This window comes from Haloterrigena sp. H1, assembly GCF_005938085.1.
In the GTDB taxonomy this organism is placed as follows: domain Archaea; phylum Halobacteriota; class Halobacteria; order Halobacteriales; family Natrialbaceae; genus Natrinema.
This window is the reverse complement of record NZ_SMZK01000001.1, coordinates 280,312-301,795: the sequence shown is the minus strand read 5'-3', so window position 1 is coordinate 301,795 and position 21,484 is coordinate 280,312. Positions and strand designations below refer to the sequence as shown.

The 21,484-nt window shown below is 62.1% G+C and carries 20 protein-coding genes; 9 read left to right on the top strand and 11 right to left on the bottom strand.

Translation table 11 applies throughout. The annotated features are described in order from the left end of the window. Positions 1 to 7: 7 nt before the first annotated feature. The 4 genes from E2L06_RS01535 (at position 8) to E2L06_RS01520 (ending at position 2,131) form a co-directional block, all read left to right on the top strand. Positions 8 to 415 carry a CrcB family protein gene (locus tag E2L06_RS01535; protein ID WP_138777953.1) on the top strand — a complete coding sequence of 136 codons (408 nt, stop codon included), beginning with the start codon at positions 8 to 10 and terminating at the stop codon, positions 413 to 415. Continuing rightward, positions 412 to 840 carry a fluoride efflux transporter CrcB gene (gene crcB, locus E2L06_RS01530; RefSeq protein ID WP_138777951.1) on the top strand — a complete coding sequence of 143 codons (429 nt, stop codon included), beginning with the start codon at positions 412 to 414 and terminating at the stop codon, positions 838 to 840. The genes E2L06_RS01535 and crcB overlap by 4 nt, the downstream gene beginning before the upstream one ends. A gap of 134 nt (positions 841 to 974) precedes the next feature. Further along, the gene (locus tag E2L06_RS01525; protein ID WP_138777949.1) at positions 975 to 1,550 is read left to right on the top strand and encodes a magnesium transporter; all 576 of its coding nucleotides are present in this window, start codon (positions 975 to 977) and stop codon (positions 1,548 to 1,550) included. Further along, positions 1,550 to 2,131, top strand: a complete 582-nt coding sequence (locus tag E2L06_RS01520) for a magnesium transporter (RefSeq protein ID WP_138777947.1) — start codon at positions 1,550 to 1,552, stop codon at positions 2,129 to 2,131. Before E2L06_RS01525 ends, E2L06_RS01520 begins: the two co-directional genes overlap by 1 nt. A 177-nt stretch (positions 2,132 to 2,308) precedes the next feature. Here the strand turns inward: E2L06_RS01520 and E2L06_RS01515 are convergent, their stop codons facing one another. Then, entirely contained in the window at positions 2,309 to 3,517 is a 1,209-nt protein-coding gene (locus E2L06_RS01515; RefSeq protein WP_138777945.1) for a potassium channel family protein, read from the bottom strand. Between the two features lie 118 nt (positions 3,518 to 3,635). Here E2L06_RS01515 and serS point away from each other — a divergent pair, with 118 nt between their 5' ends. After that, complete coding sequence (gene serS, locus E2L06_RS01510; RefSeq protein ID WP_138777943.1) at positions 3,636 to 5,015, top strand: serine--tRNA ligase; 1,380 nt, start codon at positions 3,636 to 3,638, stop codon at positions 5,013 to 5,015. A 228-nt stretch (positions 5,016 to 5,243) separates the two neighbouring features. On the opposite strand, the gene E2L06_RS01505 is transcribed toward serS, so the two are convergent. Further along, on the bottom strand, positions 5,244 to 7,430 hold the full coding sequence (locus E2L06_RS01505; protein WP_138777941.1) for an elongation factor EF-2: 2,187 nt from the start codon (positions 7,428 to 7,430) through the stop codon (positions 5,244 to 5,246). A 268-nt stretch (positions 7,431 to 7,698) separates the two neighbouring features. Between E2L06_RS01505 and E2L06_RS01500 the strand changes: the two genes are divergently transcribed. Beyond that, positions 7,699 to 8,454, top strand: a complete 756-nt coding sequence (locus E2L06_RS01500; RefSeq protein ID WP_138777939.1) for a DUF5781 family protein — start codon at positions 7,699 to 7,701, stop codon at positions 8,452 to 8,454. Between the two features lie 338 nt (positions 8,455 to 8,792). Next, positions 8,793 to 9,281, top strand: a complete 489-nt coding sequence (locus E2L06_RS01495; RefSeq protein ID WP_249361354.1) for a hypothetical protein — start codon at positions 8,793 to 8,795, stop codon at positions 9,279 to 9,281. Positions 9,282 to 9,490: 209 nt separating this feature from the next. Here E2L06_RS01495 and E2L06_RS01490 read toward each other — a convergent pair whose 3' ends face one another. From E2L06_RS01490 to E2L06_RS22315, 6 genes are all read right to left on the bottom strand, one after another. Beyond that, a complete protein-coding gene (locus tag E2L06_RS01490; RefSeq protein ID WP_138777935.1) occupies positions 9,491 to 9,892 on the bottom strand; it encodes a cyclic nucleotide-binding/CBS domain-containing protein in 402 nt (133 codons plus the stop codon). Positions 9,893 to 10,224: 332 nt separating this feature from the next. Continuing rightward, a complete protein-coding gene (locus E2L06_RS01485) occupies positions 10,225 to 10,833 on the bottom strand; it encodes a 30S ribosomal protein S7 (RefSeq protein WP_138777933.1) in 609 nt (202 codons plus the stop codon). 2 nt (positions 10,834 to 10,835) lie between these two features. Then, a complete protein-coding gene (locus E2L06_RS01480) occupies positions 10,836 to 11,264 on the bottom strand; it encodes a 30S ribosomal protein S12 (protein WP_004267302.1) in 429 nt (142 codons plus the stop codon). A gap of 308 nt (positions 11,265 to 11,572) precedes the next feature. Then, positions 11,573 to 12,538, bottom strand: a complete 966-nt coding sequence (locus E2L06_RS01475; protein ID WP_138777931.1) for a hypothetical protein — start codon at positions 12,536 to 12,538, stop codon at positions 11,573 to 11,575. Positions 12,539 to 12,543: 5 nt separating this feature from the next. After that, positions 12,544 to 12,849 carry a hypothetical protein gene (locus E2L06_RS22320; RefSeq protein ID WP_249361353.1) on the bottom strand — a complete coding sequence of 102 codons (306 nt, stop codon included), beginning with the start codon at positions 12,847 to 12,849 and terminating at the stop codon, positions 12,544 to 12,546. Between the two features lie 60 nt (positions 12,850 to 12,909). Then, complete coding sequence (locus tag E2L06_RS22315) at positions 12,910 to 13,854, bottom strand: DUF4157 domain-containing protein (RefSeq protein WP_249361352.1); 945 nt, start codon at positions 13,852 to 13,854, stop codon at positions 12,910 to 12,912. A gap of 133 nt (positions 13,855 to 13,987) precedes the next feature. Between E2L06_RS22315 and E2L06_RS01465 the strand changes: the two genes are divergently transcribed. Together E2L06_RS01465 and E2L06_RS01460 are read left to right on the top strand one after the other, a co-directional pair. Then, on the top strand, positions 13,988 to 16,168 hold the full coding sequence (locus E2L06_RS01465; protein WP_138777929.1) for an ATP-binding protein: 2,181 nt from the start codon (positions 13,988 to 13,990) through the stop codon (positions 16,166 to 16,168). 98 nt (positions 16,169 to 16,266) lie between these two features. Continuing rightward, entirely contained in the window at positions 16,267 to 16,884 is a 618-nt protein-coding gene (locus E2L06_RS01460) for a DUF4255 domain-containing protein (RefSeq protein WP_138777927.1), read from the top strand. 54 nt (positions 16,885 to 16,938) lie between these two features. On the opposite strand, the gene E2L06_RS01455 is transcribed toward E2L06_RS01460, so the two are convergent. From E2L06_RS01455 to E2L06_RS01445, 3 genes are read right to left on the bottom strand one after another with little or no spacing between them, the layout of a single operon-like run. After that, on the bottom strand, positions 16,939 to 17,364 hold the full coding sequence (locus E2L06_RS01455; RefSeq protein WP_138777925.1) for a NusA-like transcription termination signal-binding factor: 426 nt from the start codon (positions 17,362 to 17,364) through the stop codon (positions 16,939 to 16,941). 3 nt (positions 17,365 to 17,367) lie between these two features. Continuing rightward, positions 17,368 to 18,564 carry a DNA-directed RNA polymerase subunit A'' gene (rpoA2, locus tag E2L06_RS01450; protein ID WP_138777923.1) on the bottom strand — a complete coding sequence of 399 codons (1,197 nt, stop codon included), beginning with the start codon at positions 18,562 to 18,564 and terminating at the stop codon, positions 17,368 to 17,370. Next, positions 18,557 to 21,484 carry a DNA-directed RNA polymerase subunit A' gene (locus E2L06_RS01445; protein WP_138777921.1) on the bottom strand — a complete coding sequence of 976 codons (2,928 nt, stop codon included), beginning with the start codon at positions 21,482 to 21,484 and terminating at the stop codon, positions 18,557 to 18,559. The genes rpoA2 and E2L06_RS01445 overlap by 8 nt, the downstream gene beginning before the upstream one ends.

Here is a 21,484-nt window from a genome sequence, read left to right as displayed (position 1 = left end):
CCTCGCTATGGCAGCCGATCATCCCCTCGTTCGACTCGAGACGCTCGCACTGATCGCCGTCGGCGGCTTCGCCGGCTCGAACCTCCGGCTGTTCGCGATGGGGCTGGTTCCCGATATCCCGTCGATCGTCCTCGTCAACGCCGTCGGAAGTGCGGTGCTTGGCTTTCTGGTCTACGAAGCCGAGTATACGGGCCACATCGACTCGCGGACGCGGACCGTCTTCGCGACCGGCTTTCTCTCCTCACTGACGACCTACAGCACGTTCGCACTCCAGACCGCGTTCGCGGCGGGCCCGCTCGCGATCGGCGGGATCGTCGCCGCCAACTATGGGCTCGGATTCGCCGGGGTCCTTGCGGGACGCGCGCTCGCCCGGCGACTCGAGACGCCACAACCGACTGGCGGTGAGACGGCGTGAGCGTGACTCCGACGATCGTTGCGGACGCACTCGCCGGCAGTCTCGTCACCGTCGATCCCGATCCGGCTCATATCGTCGGCACCGGCGGGGCGATCGGTGCGCTGTTGCGCTACTGGGTCGGCCAGCAGGTCTCGAGTCGCGTCCCGAGCAGCCAGTTCCCGCTGTCGACGTTCGCCGTCAACGTCATCGGCAGTTTCGCCCTCGGACTCGTGGTGCTCGCGGGCGCGGGCGAGTCGACGCTACAGCTGGTTGGTACTGGAATCTGTGGTTCGTTCACGACCTTCTCTTCGTTTTCGGTCGAGACGGTGCGGCTCTTCGAACGCGGTGACCGGACCCGTGCGGTGGGCAACGCCGTCGCCAATCTGGCGTGCTCGCTCGCGGCGATCGGGCTCGCTTGGGCGTTCGTCGCTGTGACTCCTCTGTGAGGGCGCGTCGCCGCTCGCTCGCGTCAAAACACGTTCGCGTTCGTTCAGGACTGATAGCAACCCACATGGGGTCGTGCGATTCGGTCGCGTTCGACCCGCGGTAGGTTTATGTTCGGACTGCGTCATTCGCCGCTATGGAGGGTCGCCAATCCGCGTGGCGCATCTACCGCGAGTCGCTGCCGATCCTCGTGGTCAGTCTCGCCGGCGGCATCTTTGCGGGATCGGTGCTCGGTTCCGAAGGGATGACTGAAGGGTTCGAGCGCTTTCCCGGCATGCTGTTGTTGCTGCCCGCCTTCCTCGCGACCCGCGGGAACGTCTACGGCGCACTAGGCGCGCGGATCTCGAGTGGCCTCCACCAGGGGATGATCGATCCCGAATTTTCGTGGGATCGCCGGCTGGTCAACGCCGTCGTCGCCTCCTTTATCAACGGAATCGGCGTTTCGGTGTTCATCGCCGTCCTCTCGTGGGGAATCTTGCAGGTGCTGGGACGCGAATCGGCACGGCTCATCGAACTCATTTCGATCATGGTCGTTTCTGGCGTGCTCACGTCGACGACGCTGATTTTCGGCTTGCTGACGCTGGTGTTTGCAAGCTACGAGTACGGCCTCGATCCGGACAACCTGATCGGCCCAATCGTCACCACGCTCGGCGATTTCTTCGGCGTCGTCTTCCTCTTTACCGCGCTCACGATCGCTGAGGTGTTGTTCTGATGGGGGCCACCGACACTGACGACGCGCTCGATACCTGGACGGTCAGACACATCGTCGGAACGATGTTTCCGATTCTGATCGGTCTCTCCGTCCTCGAGATGGGGTCGGGCTACGTCCTCGAGGAGTTGCAGGCGACCTACCTCGGAAACCCGACCCTGCTGGTACTCGTCCCCGTGATGATCGGGATGGGGGGAAATCTCGGCGCGATCCTCTCCTCGCGGCTCTCGACGCGGCTTCACCTGGGCGTCCTCGAGTTCGACCCGCACGACGAGGTGCTGTGGACGAACGTGATCGCGATCCTGGGGCTTGCGGCGACGGTCTTTTCGACGCTGGGCGTCGCCGCCTGGGTGGTCGGGCAACTCATCGCCGAACCGATGGCGCTCGCCGATCTGCTGATCATCTCGATCGTCAGCGGCATGTTGCTGGCAGCCATTGCGGTCGTCCTCAGCATCGGCGCGACGTACGTCTCCTACACGCGCGGCTTAGACCCCGACGACACGACGATTCCGGTCGTCACGAACCTCTGTGACATCCTCGGCGTGGTCGTCCTGTCGGGGGTCGCGATCGTCGTCCTGAACTGAACTGGGTCGCAGGTACTCGTCACGAACTCGAGCGTGTCGAACCCGGCAGGTACCGAGGCGATGCTACGGAATAAGAATACTCGAGAACGGACGCCCTCCCGTCATAGCTCTACCTTGTGACTAGAGGTACTTAAAGGCCGAGCGGAACGCGGTCTCCTGAGCGAAACGTGAATCCGATTACGCGGTCGCGAGCTCGCGGAAGTCGGCGGCGGCCGTCCGGGTCCCCTTCGAGATGAGCACGTCGCCACCACACAGTTCGGCGTCGGCGTCGGCGACCAGCAGCCACCCCTCGCCTGGTCGACGGATGGCGATTACTGACATCATCGAGTCGGCATCGGGCACGCCAGCGGTCACTGCGGTGCCGTCGAGGTCGCTGCCTGGATCGACCACGACGCGGGTGATGATCTCGTCGCTTTCCTGAACCGCCATCTGCACGACCGGATGAACGTTGATATCGCGCAGGACGCCCTCGCTGATCTCGATCGCGCTGTCGCTGATCCGCTCGGTCGAGTTGCCAAGCTGGATCAGTCCCCGTAAGACGACCGGATCGCTCGCGTCGGCGGCCGCCCGAAGCGTCCAGGCCTCGAACCGCGACTGCATCGCGTCGACTTCGACCTCGAGGTTGCGGACCTCCTCTGCGAGTTCCTCGCTGTCGAACAACACGCTGCTGTAAGCCAGATCGACCGCCAGCTCGGAGAAGTCTTTCATGTGGATGATCGTATCGACGGCCCGCTCTAAGTCGTCGATGTCGGGCGCGTCGACGGCCGGTGCCTCGTAGTCCTCGCCGGTCAACGTCTCGTAGACGTCGCCGATCGACGAGTCCGGGCCCCGCAACAACGCCACGTCGTCGGCTTCGATCTGGGTCTGTGGCCCCGGGTTGAGCAGCCACTCGTTGCCCCGTCGGAGCGCGATCGCACGGACGCCGGTTTCGGACTCGAGGTCGATAGCCTTGAACGTCCGGCCCGCATACGGCGAGTTCGGATCGACGACGCCACGGACCAGCGTCCCCGCCGCCTCCGGCAGCGCCGCCCGCATCGCCTCGGGCAGTCCCATATCCTCGAGGACGATCTTCGCGATATCGCCGGCAGCATCGCTGATTCCGTCGGCCGCGCCGACGATCCCCAACACAGGGGCGAGCTGTTCGGCGTCGGCCGGCTTCCGCGCGGCCATCAAGAGGCTCATCCGCGCGCGCAACTCGAGGACATCCATGCGCTCCTCAAGTCGGAGGACCTCGGTGGCGAGTTGCTCGCTGCGGTGGAGGACCGCCGAGTACGAGAGGTCGATCAACAGCTCCGCGGTGTCTTTCATCTCTACGAGTACGTCCTTGACGCTGACGGGCTCGTACTCGATCGACGCCGACGGTGTCTCGCCCTCGAGCGGGTCCATGTCTCGAGAGTCGGCCCGCCGACGAAAAAAACGTTTCCCGCCACCGTCGCAGGCGCTCGGAAGACGCAGCCTTCCGACACGGTTTTGCCCGGGCACAAAGAACCCACGGGCAAGACCAATGCTCGACCGGACCTATATACGGGAGAATACAGAGGAGGTACGCGATGCCCTCGAGAACCGCGGGGCCGACGTCGACATCGACGAGTTCCTCGAACTCGACGAACGCTGGCGCGAACTGAAAGCACGCGGTGACGACCTGCGCCACGAGCGCAACCAGATCACCAAAAAGATCGGCAAGCTCGTCGCCGACGGCAAAGAGGAAGAACGCGAGGAAGCCATCGAGCGCTCGCGGGAACTCAAAGCCGAGATCGAGGAAGTCGAAGAAGAAGGCGTCGAACTCGAGGACGAACTCCGAGAACGCATCCTCGAGATTCCACAGATCCCCCACGAGAGCGTCCCGCTGGGGCTCGACGAGCGCCACAACGTCGAGGATCGGCGCTGGGGCTTCGACGACCACCGTGACCTGCCCGACGAGATCACCCCCCACTACGACCTCGGCGAGGACCTGGACATCATCGACGAGGAACGCGCCGCGAAGACGACGGGCTCGGGCTTTTACTTCCTCAAAGGCGAAGGCGCACAGCTCGAGCACGCGCTGATCCAGTTCATGATGGACATCCACCGCGAGCAGGGCTACGTCGATCTCTTCCCGCCGATTCCGGTCAAGAGCACCTCGATGCGCGGCACCGGCCAACTGCCGAAGTTCGCCGACGACGCCTACCGTCTGGGCGGCAGCAACGAGGAGGAGTACGACGACGAGGATCTCTGGCTCTGTCCCACCGCGGAGGTGCCGGTCACCAACATGTACGCCAACGAGATCCTACTGGACGACGACCTTCCGCTCAAACACCAGGCCTACACGCCCAACTTCCGGCGCGAGGCCGGCGAACACGGCACCGAAACGCGGGGCATCGTCCGCGTCCACCAGTTCAACAAGGTCGAACTCGTCAATTTCGTCGAACCCGAGGACAGCTACGACCGCCTCGAGGAACTGCTCGGCGAGGCCGAAGAAGTGCTCAAACGCCTCGGACTCCCCTACCGCATCCTCGAACTCTGTACCGGTGATCTGACCTTCGCCTCCGCGAAAACCTACGACATCGAGGTCTGGGCCCCCGGCGACGACATGGACGATGGTCCCGACCGCGGCGGCCGCTGGCTCGAGGTCTCCTCGGCGTCGAACTTCGAGGACTTCCAGGCGCGGCGCGCCGGCCTGCGCTACCGGCCCGAGCGCCACGAATCGGCCGAGTATCTGCACACCCTGAACGCCTCCGGGCTCGCGATTCCGCGCGTGATGGTCGCGATCCTCGAGTATTACCAGAACGAGGACGGCACGGTGACCATCCCCGAGCCGCTGCAGCCGTACATGGGCGGTAAAGACGTCATCGAAGGTCACGAGAAGGTCGGCGAGTCGGCACTCGGTGCGGGTGAACGCGAGTAACCGATCTATCCACCTCGTCGGCTAGCGCTGGCTCCGTGTGGAATCGATATTTTCTCGCCGCTGCCAAAACGCACAGGGATTGACGGGGTTGGCACTCGCAGCGGATCTGAAGAAGACGAGGTGAACAGAGCCATTCTCGCCTGCAGAGTGCTGTCGCTCGAGTCCCAACGTCGAAAGAAAACAGCAGTAACACAGAGTGACGGGCCGATTCCCGCCGAATCAACCGGATTAGATGTAGTCGATGCTCGGCGGCAGTTCGAGCTTCATGCCCTTGCGCTCGCGAATCTCCATGATCTTCTCGCGCTGGAGGGAGGTGGACATGAATTCGAAGCCGGCGTTTTCGGTGTTCCAGGAGGCACGACCCTCGGTCGCAGAGCGGATGTCGCTCGCGAAGCCGATCATCTCGTCGACGGGTGCGATACCCTCGACGACCATGAGGTCACCTTCCTGGTACATGTCGTCGACGCGGCCACGGCGACCCTGAATCTCGCCGGAGGCAGCGCCCATGTGGTCGTTCGGCACGTCGATACGGACGTCCTGCATCGGCTCCATCATCTTGATCTGACCGTCGATCAGCGACTTGTGGACGGCCTCACGCGTGGCCGGGATGACCTGTGCGGGACCACGGTGGATGGTGTCCTCGTGGAGTTTGGCGTCGTGCAGACGGATGAGCGTTCCCTGAACCGGCTCGTTGGCGAGCGGACCGTTGTCGAGGGCTTCCTCGAGCCCCTCGATGAACAGCTCCATCGTTTCGTTCAGGTGCTGGATCCCTTTGGTCTGGTCGAGCAGGATGTTCGTGCCGTGGATGTGCTCGACGACCTGGGAGTCGTCTTTGTCCATGCCGGCTTCCTGGAGCGCTTCACGGCGCTCGAGTTCGGGCATGCTCATCGACGCCTCACCCATTCGGATCGTCTCGACGATCTCCTCGCTGAGCGGCTCAGCGGAGATGTAGAACCGGTTGTGGCGGTTTGGCGAGATGCCTTCGACCTCGTCGCTTGCACGGTCGATAGCCTCGCGGTAGACGACGATCGGCTCACCGGTGTTGACCGGGATGCCCTGGTTCTTCTCGATACGCTGGGTGATGACCTCGAGGTGAAGCTCACCCTGTCCGGAGATCAGGTGCTCGCCGGTGTCCTCGTTGATCGTAATCTGGATCGTCGGGTCCTCTTTCGAGACCTGTCGCAGCGTCTCGATGAGTTTGGGGAGGTCGTCCATCGTCTGGGCCTCCACGCTCTTGGTGATGACCGGCTCCGAGATGTGTTCGATCGACTCGAAGGGCGTCATCTCCGTGCTCGAGACGGTCGAACCGGCGATCGCGTCGCGCAGGCCGGTGACGGCCGCAATGTTCCCGGCAGGAACGTGATCGACTTCCTCGCGTTCGCCACCCATGTAGATCCCGACGGACTGGATGCGGTTCTTGCCCGCGGTGCCCGAGACGTACAGCTCTTGGCCCTTCTCGAGGGAGCCCGAGAAGACACGGCCGGAGGCGACTTCGCCAGCGTGTGGGTCCATCGCGATGTCGGTGACCATGAAGACGACGTTGCCGTCCTCGTCGACGAGACGCATTTCTTCGGCGAGGTCGCTCTCGGCGTCACCACGCCAGACGCGTGGGATACGGCGGGGTTGTGCGTCGACAGGGTTCGGGAAGTGCTCACAGACCATGTCGAGGACGACGTCCGACAGGGGCGTGCGCTCGTGGAGTTCCTGGCGCTTGTCGGCGCGCTCGAGTTCCATGATCTCGCCGAAGTCCATGCCGGTACGCTGCATCGATGGCATCGAGACACCCCACTTGTAGAGGGCGGACCCGAAGCCGACGGTGCCGTCTTCGACGGAGACGGTCCAGTCGTCGATGTCGTCCATGTCCTCGGTCATGCCACGGATGAGTTCGTTGACGTCGTGGATGACCGAAAGGAGTCGCTCCTGCATCTCCTCGGGACCTTCCTGCAGTTCGGAGATGAGGCGGTCGACCTTGTTGATGAACAGGGTCGGCTTGACACCCTCGCGGAGTGCCTGTCGCAGGACCGTCTCGGTCTGGGGCATCGCGCCCTCGACGGCGTCGACAACGACGAGTGCGCCGTCTACAGCACGCATCGCACGCGTGACGTCGCCACCGAAGTCGACGTGGCCCGGCGTGTCGATGAGGTTGATGAGGTGGTTGGTCCCCTCGTACTCGTGGGTCATCGAAACGTTTGCCGCGTCGATGGTGATCCCACGTTCCTGTTCGTCTTCTTCCGTGTCCATCGCGAGCTGTTCGCCGGCAGTCTCGTCGGAGATCATACCGGCACCAGCGAGGAGGTTGTCAGAAAGCGTCGTTTTACCGTGGTCGACGTGAGCGGCGATGGCGATGTTCCGGATGTTCTCCGGTTCGTCCATCAGCCGTTCACACTCTTGGACGATCTTTTTGCGTCGGCCCATATACACCCTGTTACCGCCAGCGGGGTCAAAAGGGTAGTGTTTCGTCGCCGCCGAAATCCGTCGTATTTCACGGTTCGAGCGCCGGAATGTCCAATTTGCGTGAGTGAATGCCACGCAGTTTGGAACGGGAACCACGGTCGGACGTGCTGGAGGCAGCTCTTGCAGCCCCAGCGATCACGTGGTCACGTCGTGAATGGGTTCACCCTCGGTTCGCGATGTGACTACAGCCGTCACTGTAATAGCGCTGGACGCCTTGGTACGTACAAGCATGGATCTACGCGTCCAGGGGTCTGGTCCGACCGCTCCGTTCCTCAGTGCCCAAGATCTCTTCGAGACCGAACACGACCTCTCGCTGCCGGTCTACGTCCACCTCCGGGACGATCCCGACGAACGAACCTGGGCCGCCCACTACGACGACCGCCACGTGCTCAACATCTCGCGACAGGCCGCCTCGTCGGCGATGGCTCGCGAACTTGCCCTCCACGAGTTCGCCCACATGGTCCGCCACGAAGAGCAACATCCGTCTCACACCCAGTCAACCGAGGAAGTCCTCTACCTCGCACTGGCCGGCAAACGTGTCGAGCAACGCAAGCTCTCACACTGTTACCAGATCGCAAACCACATGAAAGACATCTACGCCGACGACATCACGCTCTCGGTCGGCCCCGGCGAGAAACTGCTCTCCTTTCTCGAGTCGAGTCTCGCCGCGGCGGTCGTCGACCGACCCGAGACGCCACCACGGCCCGGTCTCGAGCGACTCTCTCCGAGTGCCGATCCCGAGATTACGGCGGTCAACGCAGCCTTCGCGCTCGCACTCGCGGAACGACACGACCTCGTCGACGAAGAACACCGACTCTACGATCTCGCGCACGTGGCCACGATGGACGCGCCAGAAGTCGATTTCCAGGAGTTCAAACGGCGCTTTCGAGAACTCGCACGAGAGCCCGACACGAGTACCTACCGACAGGTGCTCGTCGACGCGACGCGATCGTACGCCAGCAACGAGCGTCTCGCCGCGGACTGAGTTCGTGCATCGACCGGACGGCCAGCGAACTTGACAGGTGCTTCGAGTACACCCTCAAAGCCGCGTCTACCCGGCGAATACAGTCGGCCCGAACACTTATCATTTGACATAGTGACAGGTATAACACACGAGTAATCTGGGAAACGGACTGTGACGAGACGAACGGAGACCGTTTCTCCAACAAGTTAGCACGACTGAAACGCCAGGGTGCGAGCGCTCTCGTCGTCGGCTCGGTTCGACCCGATCACCGTCAGGACACCTGTCAGCGGTTGTTTAGCTGTTCAACAGATCACGTCCGACGACACGTCCTCGTTTCAACGACCGATGGCCCTCACCCAGTGTCACAGCACGTCGACGCCACCGGTCCTGATGCCCTTTCTATCATTACTCACGGCACTCGAGCCTGCAGTGGCGCAACGACGACCTCGACAGTCTCACCGGCGGTCGACCCGTCGACCGTCGTCGGTACCCTTGGCGACCTTGGAATCGCCATCACGAATGCGGTCGACGCCTTCGAAGCAGACGCGGACGTGCTCGAACCGGGCGAAGTCAGAGTCGGGATCGACTCGTTGTGCCCGCTACTCGAGGAGTACGACCACCGACAGGTGTTCAAGTTTCTGCACCTGATCAACGGACGAACACAAGAGGCCGACGGGATGGCACACTCTCATCTCCCGATTGAGCGGGATGCGCGAATCGTCCCGACCCTCTCGCTGCCTTTCGACGTCGTCGTCGAGATGCGCGAACACGGCGGCAACTATCAAGAACGATGGGTCATCAACGATGGCGCCGATAGCTCTGGATGGCTCTCGGAACGGCCAGAATAAACGGGACGAGAGGCTGTGTTGAATCACTAGACGGCATCGGGATAGGTTGCTAAATCAAAGGAGTTGAAGCGGGAGGCTGCGAGTGTCCATGACGCAAATCCCCCGCTTCACTGTGGAGTTGAGTCTCGACCAGAGACAAAATCACCACCAGCGATGTGAAGGAGGGTCATCGTCTACTGTTTAGCGCAGGTAGATGTCAAACGAGGATGTTATTGACCGCTAAGCTCGTTCCGAGAACGGAGAATGTTCCTCCGGAGTCGAGGTAAATAGTGAGCTAAATTAGTCGTTGTCAAAATCCCCACGAGCTCATCGTCATCAACGACTGGGAGGTGTTGAATCGAATGCTCTCTCATCAGTGTGGCCGCTTCACGGATCGATTTGTCACCCGTGACCGTGACGACCGGTGTCGACATAAACGAACCCACGGAGATGGACGAGATATCTGCATCAACGGCGACCTGGTGCATAATATCGGACTTGGTAACGATACCTAGAACACCCTTCATTTCCGGAGAGGTCACGACCGCGGATCCGATATCGTCTTCGGCGAACACTCTTGCAATGGTGCTGGCCGTCGTCTCCCTGGAGATAGTCCGCACGTCTTGTGTCATTACACTTTCTATGGTTTGTTCTATCATAGCTAGGGTACCGCACAGAGACGGTTAACTCCTTGCTCAAGCGGGCGCCAAGAACTATTCGAGGCTATAACTATCCGACGAACAGAAAGTACAGGAGAGCTTGAAATCACTCACAACGGTCATACAATTGAGTTTTCATATGAATCCACAGGTGATGACAGCGTCCCAAGAGGTCAATCATAACATCGAGCGGGCAGTCAAACAGTGAAATCCAACGCCGTATGGCGATTCAACATAGCCGGACGAGAACACTTCGAGAGACAGCAAAATCAAAAGCCCGTCGAAAACGGACTCGACGGATCGCGTTAGCGTGCGGCTGCCGCGACGCGCTCTTTTTCTTCTTTCTGGCTGACCGCGTAGGTCTGGACGTCGTAGTTGGCCGCGCCGATGAGCTGGCTGGCGATGGCCTCTGCGACGGGCGTCGCCGTCTTGAACGAGGCATTGTAGACGCCTTCGGCGAGGAACTTCAGGGCCTGGTCGACCCGACGCTGGGGGGCGACGTCGACAGCTTTTGGGACCGAGATGCCACCGTATTTCAGGCGGACGGTCTCCTCTCGTGGAGCCGCGTTCTCGACGGCCGTCACGAGCACCTGAATCGGGTTGTCCTCGGTGCGTTCGTGGATGAGTTCGAACGCATCGCGGACGTAGTTGAGCGTCTGCTGTTTCTTGCCCGTGTTCTCTTCGGTCTGCATCAAGCGGTTGATGAAGCGCTCGACGATCGAGATTTCGGACTTCTTGAACTGTTTGCTAGCGTGGCGACCCGCGGTGTGAGCGACGGGCGAAACCGTGATGTAGCGCTCGGTCGAGGGATCGGCGTACTCGATTTCGCCGATCTCCCACTCGCCGAAGAGCTTCGCCGAGACGTCTGCGCCGCCGGCCGGCGCGTCCGGATCAGGTTGGTCTTCTGCCGCCATGATTATCGCACCGGTTTCTCTGCGTTCCCGCGAACGAGTTCCTTCAGCGCGACGCCGTTGACCTTGTCAACCTTGTAGTTGACACCGGAGAGGTCACCCATCGCACGACCCTTCGCCCCACCGATACCGGCGATGGTGACTTCGTCGTGTTCGTCGATGAACGAGATTGCACCGTCACCGGGACAGAACGCGGTGACCTGCTTCCCGTTTTTGATCAGCTGCACTCGGACGCACTTTCGGATCGCCGAGTTGGGCTGCTTTGCTTCGATGCCGACCTTTTCGAGTACGATACCGCGAGCCTGGGGTGCTCCCTCGAGGGGGTCGGACTTCTCGCGAAGTCCACGGGCGCGGCGCGCGTAGTCCGAGTCGGACCACCGCTGGTTCTGGCGGTCCTTCTTGAGCTTGCGCGCGGCATATTTGCCGTTTGCCATAGTACCCGTCGCTATCCGTTGAAGCCACTTAAGCGACCCGTTTCGAATCAACGAGACGGCTCGAGATCGCTTTAGATACATCGCTCGCCGAATCTGTGGCCGTTTCGACGACTCGAGTTACGGCCGGAGCACGGGTTAGCGACGCTCGGCAGGCGAGAGGTTTCCGAACGGCGACCGCTCGATCGCCGTGTTCGATGAGCATCGATACAGCCTTGCTGGTCTACTGGCGAACGTGTACTAGCGTTCGAACACGTGCTGGCCTTCCGCGCTCTCAAAAGCGGAGGTCGCCGAAGTAAGTTGAACCACGGTCAGTTACGGTAGCAGTGGCTCTGTTCGGGGTCATGGTACTCGGGGTACAGATCGAGAAGCGTGTATGCGGCGACGGCTTCGAGGCGGCCGTTACCGAGGACGCGAAACGCTTCGGGTGGATGGACTCCCATCCGAACGAAATAATCTCGGATCTGACACTTGAGGTGGTGATCGAGGTATTCGCGGAAGGTCTCGCGCGAACGCGGATCGATCGGTGGGAGTTCGAGCAGCGTGTCCGGATTTCGGTCGAACGGATCTGTCTCCGGCTCGGTCGTGTACTGTTCACCACGGTCTTTGAGGGCGGTGGCGTACAGCGAGGAGACTGCATCGATATACACGCCTTCCGAACGGGCGACCGCCGTGTCTTCGGCGAGGGCAACCAGGTCGTCAGCGAAGGCCGTCCAGTCGGCGATATCTACGTCGGAGAGGTCCTCGATCGACTCCTCGAGAATCCCCTCGTCGCTGAGATCGAGACCGTGAACGCCGGCTATTTCTTCGGCTTCGGGGGCAATCTCGGTGCTCAGCGAGTCGATTCCGAGATAGACGTTCTGCCGATAGAGAACGTTCTCCGAAGCGGTCGGGGGTTCGGGAATCGGCCGCTCGGTATCGAAGTCGTGATAACTGCGCATCTGCCGGTAGAGGTCACCGAACAGCGCGTCGAACTCGTTGTCACTGAGACGCTGGATCGCGAGTCTGACGGCGTTGATCCGCTCGGGATGCTCGGCTGGCGGGACCGTGTCGTATCCCCGTTCGACGTAGACGTAATATCGGGCGTACTTGCGGACCTGTTCAACGTGTTCGTTATTTTCTGCTGTTCGATTGACTGCTTTGTCATGATAACCGTCCTGTCCATGTCCTTGAATTTCTCCGTCAAAACCAACTGAAACCGTATGCTGTACAGAGTCGTTGTCGATAACCCTCACACCAATACCCCTGTCGTCCTCGCCAACGATTGTTGCTTCCATGTCTTTTATTCTCCCTCGAAACGACTCGAGTCAGTGTCAGAACCACCGAGGAGGTCTTTAACCGTCTTCTCGACGAATCGCTCGAGATGAGCTCTGGCTTTTCCGCCCAGTCCACCGGCGACTTCAGCCCCGTTCTCGTAGGCCTGGCCGGTCAGAGTCTTCGTCACGTCGCCAGCAGCGCCTTTCGATATCTCAGCTCCAACGGAAGCGCCACCGATGGTTCCGAGACCGGGCAAGACCATCGTGCCACCGACTGCGCCGAGTAATCCACCGACCGCACCGACCATGCCCTGTGTTGTAGCCTTGCCCACGCTGTCGAGCGTCGACCCACCGCCGACGGCCTGTTCGAGCGACGAGAGTCGCTCTTTGAGCTAGGAAATCTCCGCCGCGAACGAGAGTTGCTCACTATCCTCGGAGAGTTGCTCGCGCGCCTGTTTGAGGGTCTCCGCGCTTGGCATCCGCTGGACGTGTACCTCGGTCTTGGCCATCCGCCGAATGCCCAATTTACCACCGTCCATCACACGTTGTGCGGTCTCTTCGGCCGCTCGCTCTAACTGCGGATCAGGATCGATCTCGAGTCCCGGTCGTTCCTGCGGTAGCATCGAAATTGCTCCGCCGGTCTGCTGGCGAACGTGCGCGAGTTCGTGTGCAAGGACGTGCTGGCCTTCCAGTGACTCAGGATCGTACTCACCAGAATTAAAGGCGACGTGATTGCCGACCGTAAACGCCCGCGCGTTGATCTGCTCGCAGGCCCGGGCAGCTTTCGTCCCGGTGTGAATTCGGACATCACCGAAGGAATCGTCCATCCGCTCTTCCATCGCGCGCTGGATGCCGCCGTCCAGCGGCTGGCCCGGCGTGCTGAGAACCTCCCGAACCGACGTGGGCACACCCGCGTCCCCGACTCGATCAGTGTCGTACTGTGCCTCGCGGCTGCGCTGGACCGACGCCGCGTTCTGGCGCTCGATATCTTTCGGTACCGCCGCCGGTCGCTCGACCTGGCGCTCCCGGAACGCGTCCATATCCACCGGCTTCCCCATGAGTTCGACCGGCATCCCCTCGTCGACCCAGCGCTGGACTTCCGCGGGACCGCAGGCCTGCTCCAACCGCTGGATCTGGACTTCTTGCCCGGGTGCGTACAACTCGAGACCATACCGACTCTTGATATCCGCTCGAGTCGGCGTCGGCGACGTGCCAGTCGACCTCGCGTTCGACTGCGATCTCGTGTTCGACAGCGGCGATCGGGACCGATAACTCGCGGAGTCGTCGGTCTGTTCCGCCCTTGACTCCGAGTTCGCTCGTGTACCCGTGAATCCCATTCCGTCTCTACCCTGATTCATTCCCGCAATACACATATAATTATCGCCAACTAATTGGGAAAGATAAATATGGCGCGTGTTCAAACAGACGATAACGGCTAGAATCTCAAATGCAGGGGAGGGTTTCACGCCGATGAGAGACACTGCTACGAGCGAGCACCTACTCGCCGAATTGGACCGGATTCACAGCATCCTCGAGCGGTACCTCGAGAACCGCTCCGACACCACGTCTGGCACGACAGTTGCCGGCGCGAACGGACGCGACGAGCGACGTGGCACGGCCGATCCGACTGCGCTCGCGTATTCGATTCCCAGTGTCGATCAGAGCGGCTTCGGTACACTCGCGGACGACACCGGGCACACCCAGCGTGAGGCTCTTGAAAACGGCAAACGTCGCCTCGAGACGCTGGTCGACGGATTCGACCTCGACGACCTGCATCGTGAGCTCCTCCTCATCGCCCTGCTTCCCGACGTCGATCCGACGACCGAAGACCTGTTCGCGAGAGCGACCAACGACCGCACGAAACCGCGCCCAACCGTCGGGCTCGTTGCGGACCTGTTTTCCCGGACGAACGCCGAGTTCGTCACTGCGACTGCACTCGTCGGCGAGCAGTCGCCGCTGCGAACCAACGACCTCATCCTCGTCGACGACGTGACCGACTCGAGATCGAAACTCGAGCGCGAACTCCGTGTCGACGACCGTATCTACGAGTATCTGCTCGGTCACGACGGCGTCGACCCGCGTCTCGAGGCGACCATCGACGACCACAGTCCGATCGAACTCGAGGAGTCGCTCACCAACGCACCCGCCGACGCCACCCTCGAGGACCTGCTGCTCGATGATTCGCTCCGTACGGACCTGGCGTCGCTACCCGATGACGAGAGGGGAACTGGCCGCCGCGTCTACTTCTATGGACCACCCGGCTCCGGCGTCGACTGCGCCGTCGAAGCCTGCTGTCAGGACGACCGCTATCTGCGGGCCGACCTTCGGGCCGTCCTCGCCGCCGACGCCCTCGAGGCGCTCGTACGCGAAGCGACGATTCTCGACGTTCCCGTCCACCTCCGCAACGCCGACGCCACCGTCGCCGACCGGGAGACTGACCACTCCCTCGAGGGCGTCCTCGCTCGCTTTCGCGAGTTCGACAACGACCTGTTCGTTACGGGCGAACGCGCGTGGGTGCCTACCGAGAGCCGCCGAGCCAGCGTCGACGCTATCTACGAGTTCGGCCGCCCCTCGATCGCGCGCCGCCGGCAGTTCTGGGAGGCCCGCACCGACGAGCTTCCGGACGACCTCGAGCCCGAGACCATGGCCAGCACGTTCGATCTCACCCAGGGACAACTCGAGGCGGCGCTTGCGACCGCCGACGCACGTGCCGGCGGTGACGACCGCACGCTCGCGGACGTTCGGGCGGGCTGTCGCGCCCAGTCGTCGGACGCGCTCGACGAGCTCGCCCAGCATGTCGAACCCACGAAGACCTGGGCCGACATCGAGGTCGACGACCGTACCGAACGGCAGCTACGGACCCTCGAGACCCACATCACGAATCGAGGGTTACTTTATGATGACTGGGGGTTCCGTGACCAGACCGGCAATGCGGGCATCGTCTCGCTATTCAGAGGGTATCCCGGCACCGGGAAGACCCTCGCAGCAGAGGTGCTTGCCAACGCCGTCGGGATGGATATCTACAAGATCGATCTCTCATCGATGGTCAGCAAGTACATCGGCGAGACCGAGGAGAACTTGGAACAACTCTTCCAGGCCGCCGAGCAGTCGAACGCGATCTTGCTGTTCGACGAGGCCGACGCAATCTTCGGCGACCGCGCGGACGTCGCCGACGCGACCGACCGCTATGCCAACGTCGAGGTGAACTACCTGCTCCAGCGGGTCGAAACCTACGACGGCGTCATCTTCCTGACGACCAACTACGCCCAGAACATCGATACCGCCTTTACCCGCCGCATTACCCACTCGATTCGGTTCGACGAACCCGACGCGGACACGCGCGAGGAGATCTGGAAAGGCGTCTTCCCCGACGGCTGCCCTCTCGAGGAGATCGACTGGAAGTGGCTCGCCGGATTCGACTACAGCGGCGGAACCATCGAGAAACTCGCCACGCATATCGCCATCTATGTCACCAGTCTGGGAGACGAGACGATCACCATGCGCCACGTCGTCGAGGCGCTCGAGCGGTATAAACGGGATCGCAACAGCCGGATCCGCGAGCAGGATTTCGAACCCTACCTCGAGTTCCTGCAGGGTCCAACCGAGCGAGAAGCGAAAGAACGGCGCCACCAGGAGCGCCGCGCTGGATAATGACGGGGACGAACCGATCGTCGCACCACGTCGGTCGGCATCACAACACAAGGGAGAGAAGTAACGAACGTCGATCGTAATTTCGACTCCACTGAACGATGACATACAGCGCCATTGCAGACGTCAGCAACGTGTTGATCGAACTCGTAAGAGCGAACGCCGACGAACGAAGTCCCATTGATTCGAATCGAGTCGAAGCGGCCTCGCCTGCCGACGTCGACTCCCTCTCGAGCGTCGATATCACGCTGTATCCGTATCAGCTCGAAACGGACACGGCGATGGGGTCGGGCAGCCGAACTATCTCTGGGACGGCGCGACAGGACCGGCCGCTGGCGCTTTCGGTACGCTATCTTGTGACGGCATACGCCGTCGACGACGGTGAAGACGATGAGGGACAGACGAACCCCCTGAAACGCCAACAGCTACTCGGCGCAGCTCTGCAGCTGTTTCACGACAATAGTCGCATCGAGCCTGCCGACGCTCCTGGGCCACTCTTGCAGGAACAGCCGCTTTCGATCTCGATCGTCGACGAACCGGTCGAAGAGCTACTGTCGCTGTGGTCGCAGTTTTCCGGCGTGACCCACCAGCCGTCGGCGACGATCGAAGTGAGCCCAGTGGTGATCCAGTCGCTGAACGAAGCGGAGTTCACTCGCGTTGAGGAACACGAGATGACGGTCGAACGGCGATCGGACACATCCGATCGACAATCAGAATGAGCGGAATGTGTGAAGCGAACGGCAGTCAGCGGCCGAACGGAGCTCGAGCGCCGCCTATACCAACTGCACGTCGTCGATCCCGAAGTGGCGCTTCGCGAGGGTGCGGGCGGCCTCGATCGTCTGCCCATCGGTCCCGATCGCAACCCCGTGGTCGGATTCGGCGACTTCGACGTAGGCGACGGTGTCGTTGTTCTCGCTGATCGTGACGTTGTAGACGGCTGCCGGCGCGAGCGCGTTCGCGACGAATGTCTCAGGGTCGGCCGCGTCTTCGACGAGTCGAACCTGCGCGTCGACGCGATCCTCGAACCGCTGGATCGTCCGGCCCTCAGGACCGATCGCCTCGCCCATCTTGCCGCGTTCGACGACGATCAGGAGGCTGTCACCGCCGTCGGTGACGAGACAGTCTCGGCCGTCGACACCGGTGGCGTCCTCGAAGGCGGCGAGATACTGTCGGGCGTCGTCGGCGAGCGTAACCTCCATCGATCAGTCGGCCTGACCGCTCCCGGATGTGGTCGATCCCATCCGGAGGTCGACGTCGCCGGTCCCGAGTTTGATCGGCTTGCCGACGATGACGTTCTCCGTCACGCCGTCTAACTCGTCGACCTCGCCGTGGATCGCAGCGTTGAGCAGGTGGTTGACCGTCACCTCGAACGCCGCACGAGCGAGCACCGAATCCTTCGACCCCGAGATGCCGTGGCGACCGATCGACTCGATCTCACCGCGGTTCGTCATCATGTCCGCGACGAGCATCAGGTGGCGGACGTTCACGTCGTCAAGCCCCTGCTCGGCCAGCGTGTTGTTCGTCTCCTCGATGATGGCTTCGCGGGCCGCCTCGATGCCGAGGTTGCGCCGGATCTCGTGGATGTTGTTACACGTCGTCCGCGAGGCGTCGACGCCCTCGATCTCGAGAACGTCGCCGAAGGCCGACCCTTCGGTGTAGAGGACGAACTCTTCGCTGCCGTCGTCCATCTCTTCGCGGCGGATGACGACCCGTGAGATGTCCTCGATGCCCTTGAACGTGATATCACGCAGGTCCTCGACGAGCTGAAGGAGATCCCGATACGAGGGTTCCTCGGGACCGAACTCGATCTGGGTTCCCTGCTGAATCGTCTTGACGCCGAGCGAATCCTCGATGATCTCGGCGACTTCCTCGGGCGTAATCAGCCGCTCGTTCAAGGTATCCTCGTTGAGCGAGATCTGAACGCGCATGTCCGCGACGTTCGTCGAGACGTCACCCAGCGCGAGGATCTTGGTGGCTTCGATCTTCCAGACGACCTCGTGGGCGCGCTCGCGCTCGGTGGCGTACTCGCCCTCGAGGTGGACGGTCATCATCGGCGTGTCCGGGGTCTTTCGGGCGTCGACCAGCTCGATCAGCCGAGGCAGCCCCTGAGTCACGTCGATCTCTGCGACCCCCGCATAGTGGAACGTGTTCATCGTCAGCTGCGTGCCGGGTTCACCGATCGACTGTGCGCTGACGGTCCCGACGGGGTCGAGTGGGGAGACTCGCGTGTCGAGATACCGGGTCTCGACGGCCTTTGCCAGTTCGTCGGCGTCCTCGACCGTGGCGCCCTCGCGGGCTTCGATCGTCTCGTACACTTCGTTCTTGAGTCGCCGGGGCAGGTCGGTGTCTTCGACGACCGCGATAGTGTCATCGGAGACGTCGTATTCGACGTTAGTCATCGGAGGTCACCTCCGTGCCCTCGGCAAGGCGATCGTCGGCGTGTTCCGAGAGGTTTGTCGGCCGCGGTCGCGAGCCGAGGAACTCCTCTTTCTCCGCTTCGGACTCGAACTCGGAATCGAGCACGCGGCTGGCGATGTGTTCGACGTCGATGTTGTTCTCCTCGCCGGAGGAGACTTTGACCGGCGACGTGCCGTCCTCGCCGAACTCGAACTGGACGATCGTGTCCGAGGTATCCCGGACGGTGCCGTCGTACTGGCTCTCGAGCTCGGAGAGGGCGTTGATCAGCCGCCGCTGCAGGTAGCCGGACTTGGAGGTCCGGACTGCAGTGTCGACCAGGCCCTCGCGGCCACCCATCGCGTGGAAGAAGAACTCCCGTGGGGTCAGCCCGCTCGTGTAGGAGTTCTCGACGAAGCCGTGTGCCTCCGCCGAGAGGTCGTTCGGTTCGTAGTGACTGAGGGTTCGATCCTCGTAGCCGCGGTTGATCCGCTCGCCGCGAACTGCCTGCTGGCCGACCGCGCCGGCCATCTGGGTCAGGTTGAGCATCGATCCACGGGCACCGGAGTTGGCCATGACGACCGCCGGGTTGTCGTCCTGGAAGTGCTCGTCGGCGATGTTCCCCGCGTTGTCACGCGCACGGGAGAGCGTCTGCATGATCTTCATCTCGAGGGTCTCGTCGATCGTCCGGCCGGGGAGACTCTCGAGTTCGTTGCGCTCGTAGGCTTCGATCAGTTCCTCGACGCGGTCGTTGGCGTCGTCGATCGTCTCGTCGATCCGGGACTCGGCCTCCTCCGGGATGGTCTCGTCGTCGATCCCGATCGAGAACCCGAAGTGCATGATCGCCCGCATCGCCAGCGTCGAGACCTCGTTGACGAAGATACGGGCACGCGTGTTGCCGTAGACCTTCGTAATCGTGTCGACGATCTCGCCGCCGAACTCGCCGACCTCGTCCTCGGCGATGGTTCCCTGGAGCAACTGGCCGTCCTCGATGACGACCTCGTCGCCGACGGTGCCGGTGAACTCGAGGTTCAGGTCGTCGGGCAGGAGCTCGGAGAAGACGTCGTAGCCAGTCCAGAACGGTTTGCCGTCGTCGTCGACGCCGCTGGGGTCGGGCAGTTCGTCGATCCGGGTGGCACGCAGCAAGTCGAGTGCCTGCGTCTCGTTGAACCGCGGGTTGTCGTGGGTCAGCAGGTACATCCCGCTGATGTGGTCCTGGATGGCCCCGATGATGTTCTCACCGAATCGCGGCGAGAGCATCTGTTCCTGCACCCGCATGAGCACGCGTGCCTCGGCGCGGGCCTCTTCGTTTTGGAGCGCGTGCATGTTCATCTCGTCGCCGTCGAAGTCGGCGTTGTACGGCGGACAGACGACGGTGTTCAGCCGGAACGTCTTGTACGGCATGACCACGACCTCGTGGGCCATGATCGACATCCGGTGGAGCGACGGCTGGCGGTTGAAAATAACGATGTCGCCGTCGATCATGTGGCGGTTGACTTCCCACCCAGCCTCGACCTTCTCGGCGAGTTGCTCGCAGTTCTTCTCGGTCACCTTCAGCCGCCGGCCGTCCGGCCGACGGACGTAGTTCGCGCCGGGGTGGGCCTCGGGGCCGTTCGAGACGAATCGACGGGCGTCCTCGAGATTGCGCTCGGTGACGTTCATCGTCTGGGTCATCTCCTTGGCCACGCGGTCGGGGACACCGACCTCGTTCAAGCTAAGCGTCGGGTCCGGCGAGATTACAGTACGTGCAGAGAAGTTCACACGCTTGCCGGACAGCGAGCCACGGAAGCGACCCTCCTTGCCTTTCAGGCGCTGGGAGAGGGTCTTGAGCGGCCGGCCGGAGCGGTGCCGTGCCGGCGGCGTACCCGAAATCTCGTTGTCCATGAACGTCGTGACGTGGTACTGCAGCAGTTCCCAGAGGTCCTCGATGATCAGCTGTGGTGCACCGGCTTCGCGGTTCTCCATGAACCGCTGGTTGATGCGGATGATGTCGACCAGCTTGTGGGTCAGGTCGTCCTCGGAGCGCTGGCCGTTGTCGAGCGTGATCGACGGCCGGGCAGTGACTGGCGGTACCGGGAGGACGGTGAGGATCATCCACTCCGGACGGGAGCGCTCGGGGTTGATCCCCAAGACCTCGATATCCTCGTCCGGAATGTTCTCGAACCAGTCCCGGATGTCGCTGGGCATCAGCTTGTTCGTGTCCTCCTCGGTGAGGTCGATGTCCAGGGCCTTCTCGATGGCCTTGCGCTGACTCTCACGCGGGCGGAACGAGCCCGAGAGGATCTCGTTGACCCGGGTGAGCTCGATCTCGGTTTTCTCGGCGAGTTCGTCCGGCGTCGTTCGCTCGACGCCTGCCTCCTCGTCGCCCTGCATCGCGCCGGCGATGCGCTGGGAGTACTCGCTCGTAAGCACCTGCTGGACCTCGTAGTAGGTCGTCGGCTTCTCGTGGTCGATGTCGTACTGGATCTCGCCACAGAACGGACACCGATCCTTCTTACGTGCCTGCCGGATCGCGGCCTTGGTCACGTCGTTTAAGTCGCGACTCAGCTTTCGGGATTCATCGAGCTGGTCGCGGAACTCGTCGCGTTCGTCTTCGGTCAACAGCAGCCGCGAACACTCCCGGCAGGTCCCTCGCAGGAGTCGCCGGATAAGCTTCGTAAAGCCGACGTGGATGACCGGCGCGGCCAGTTCGATGTGCCCGAAGTGGCCGTTACACGATCCCGAGTGCTTGCCGCAGGTCTTGCACTCGAGGCCGGGGTCGATCACGCCCAGCCGCGGGTCCATCAGCCCCATGTCGATGGGGAACCCGTCGTCGTCGTAGGTGTCGGCCGTGATGATCTTCGTCGCGCTCATCTCCCGATACTCCTCGGGCTCCATGAGCCCGAAGGAGAGTTGTCCGATGTCTTTGGGTGTCGTATCTTGCAT

Excerpts from the sequence above, each read along its gene's own strand:
- E2L06_RS01455 (WP_138777925.1), bottom strand. The coding sequence starts at position 17,364 with ATGGAGGTTACGCTCGCCGACGACGCCCGACAGTATCTCGCCGCCTTC.
- E2L06_RS01475 (WP_138777931.1), bottom strand. The coding sequence starts at position 12,538 with ATGGAAGCAACAATCGTTGGCGAGGACGACAGGGGTATTGGTGTGAGG.
- E2L06_RS01515 (WP_138777945.1), bottom strand. The coding sequence starts at position 3,517 with ATGGACCCGCTCGAGGGCGAGACACCGTCGGCGTCGATCGAGTACGAG.
- E2L06_RS01525 (WP_138777949.1), top strand. The coding sequence starts at position 975 with ATGGAGGGTCGCCAATCCGCGTGGCGCATCTACCGCGAGTCGCTGCCG.
- E2L06_RS01485 (WP_138777933.1), bottom strand. The coding sequence starts at position 10,833 with ATGGCGGCAGAAGACCAACCTGATCCGGACGCGCCGGCCGGCGGCGCA.
- E2L06_RS01480 (WP_004267302.1), bottom strand. The coding sequence starts at position 11,264 with ATGGCAAACGGCAAATATGCCGCGCGCAAGCTCAAGAAGGACCGCCAG.
- E2L06_RS01490 (WP_138777935.1), bottom strand. The coding sequence starts at position 9,892 with ATGACACAAGACGTGCGGACTATCTCCAGGGAGACGACGGCCAGCACC.
- E2L06_RS22315 (WP_249361352.1), bottom strand. The coding sequence starts at position 13,854 with ATGGGATTCACGGGTACACGAGCGAACTCGGAGTCAAGGGCGGAACAG.
- E2L06_RS01460 (WP_138777927.1), top strand. The coding sequence starts at position 16,267 with ATGACATACAGCGCCATTGCAGACGTCAGCAACGTGTTGATCGAACTC.
- E2L06_RS01465 (WP_138777929.1), top strand. The coding sequence starts at position 13,988 with ATGAGAGACACTGCTACGAGCGAGCACCTACTCGCCGAATTGGACCGG.
- E2L06_RS01445 (WP_138777921.1), bottom strand. The coding sequence starts at position 21,484 with ATGCAAGATACGACACCCAAAGACATCGGACAACTCTCCTTCGGGCTC.
- E2L06_RS01505 (WP_138777941.1), bottom strand. The coding sequence starts at position 7,430 with ATGGGCCGACGCAAAAAGATCGTCCAAGAGTGTGAACGGCTGATGGAC.
- E2L06_RS01500 (WP_138777939.1), top strand. The coding sequence starts at position 7,699 with ATGGATCTACGCGTCCAGGGGTCTGGTCCGACCGCTCCGTTCCTCAGT.
- rpoA2 (WP_138777923.1), bottom strand. The coding sequence starts at position 18,564 with ATGACTAACGTCGAATACGACGTCTCCGATGACACTATCGCGGTCGTC.
- serS (WP_138777943.1), top strand. The coding sequence starts at position 3,636 with ATGCTCGACCGGACCTATATACGGGAGAATACAGAGGAGGTACGCGAT.
- E2L06_RS01535 (WP_138777953.1), top strand. The coding sequence starts at position 8 with ATGGCAGCCGATCATCCCCTCGTTCGACTCGAGACGCTCGCACTGATC.
- E2L06_RS01520 (WP_138777947.1), top strand. The coding sequence starts at position 1,550 with ATGGGGGCCACCGACACTGACGACGCGCTCGATACCTGGACGGTCAGA.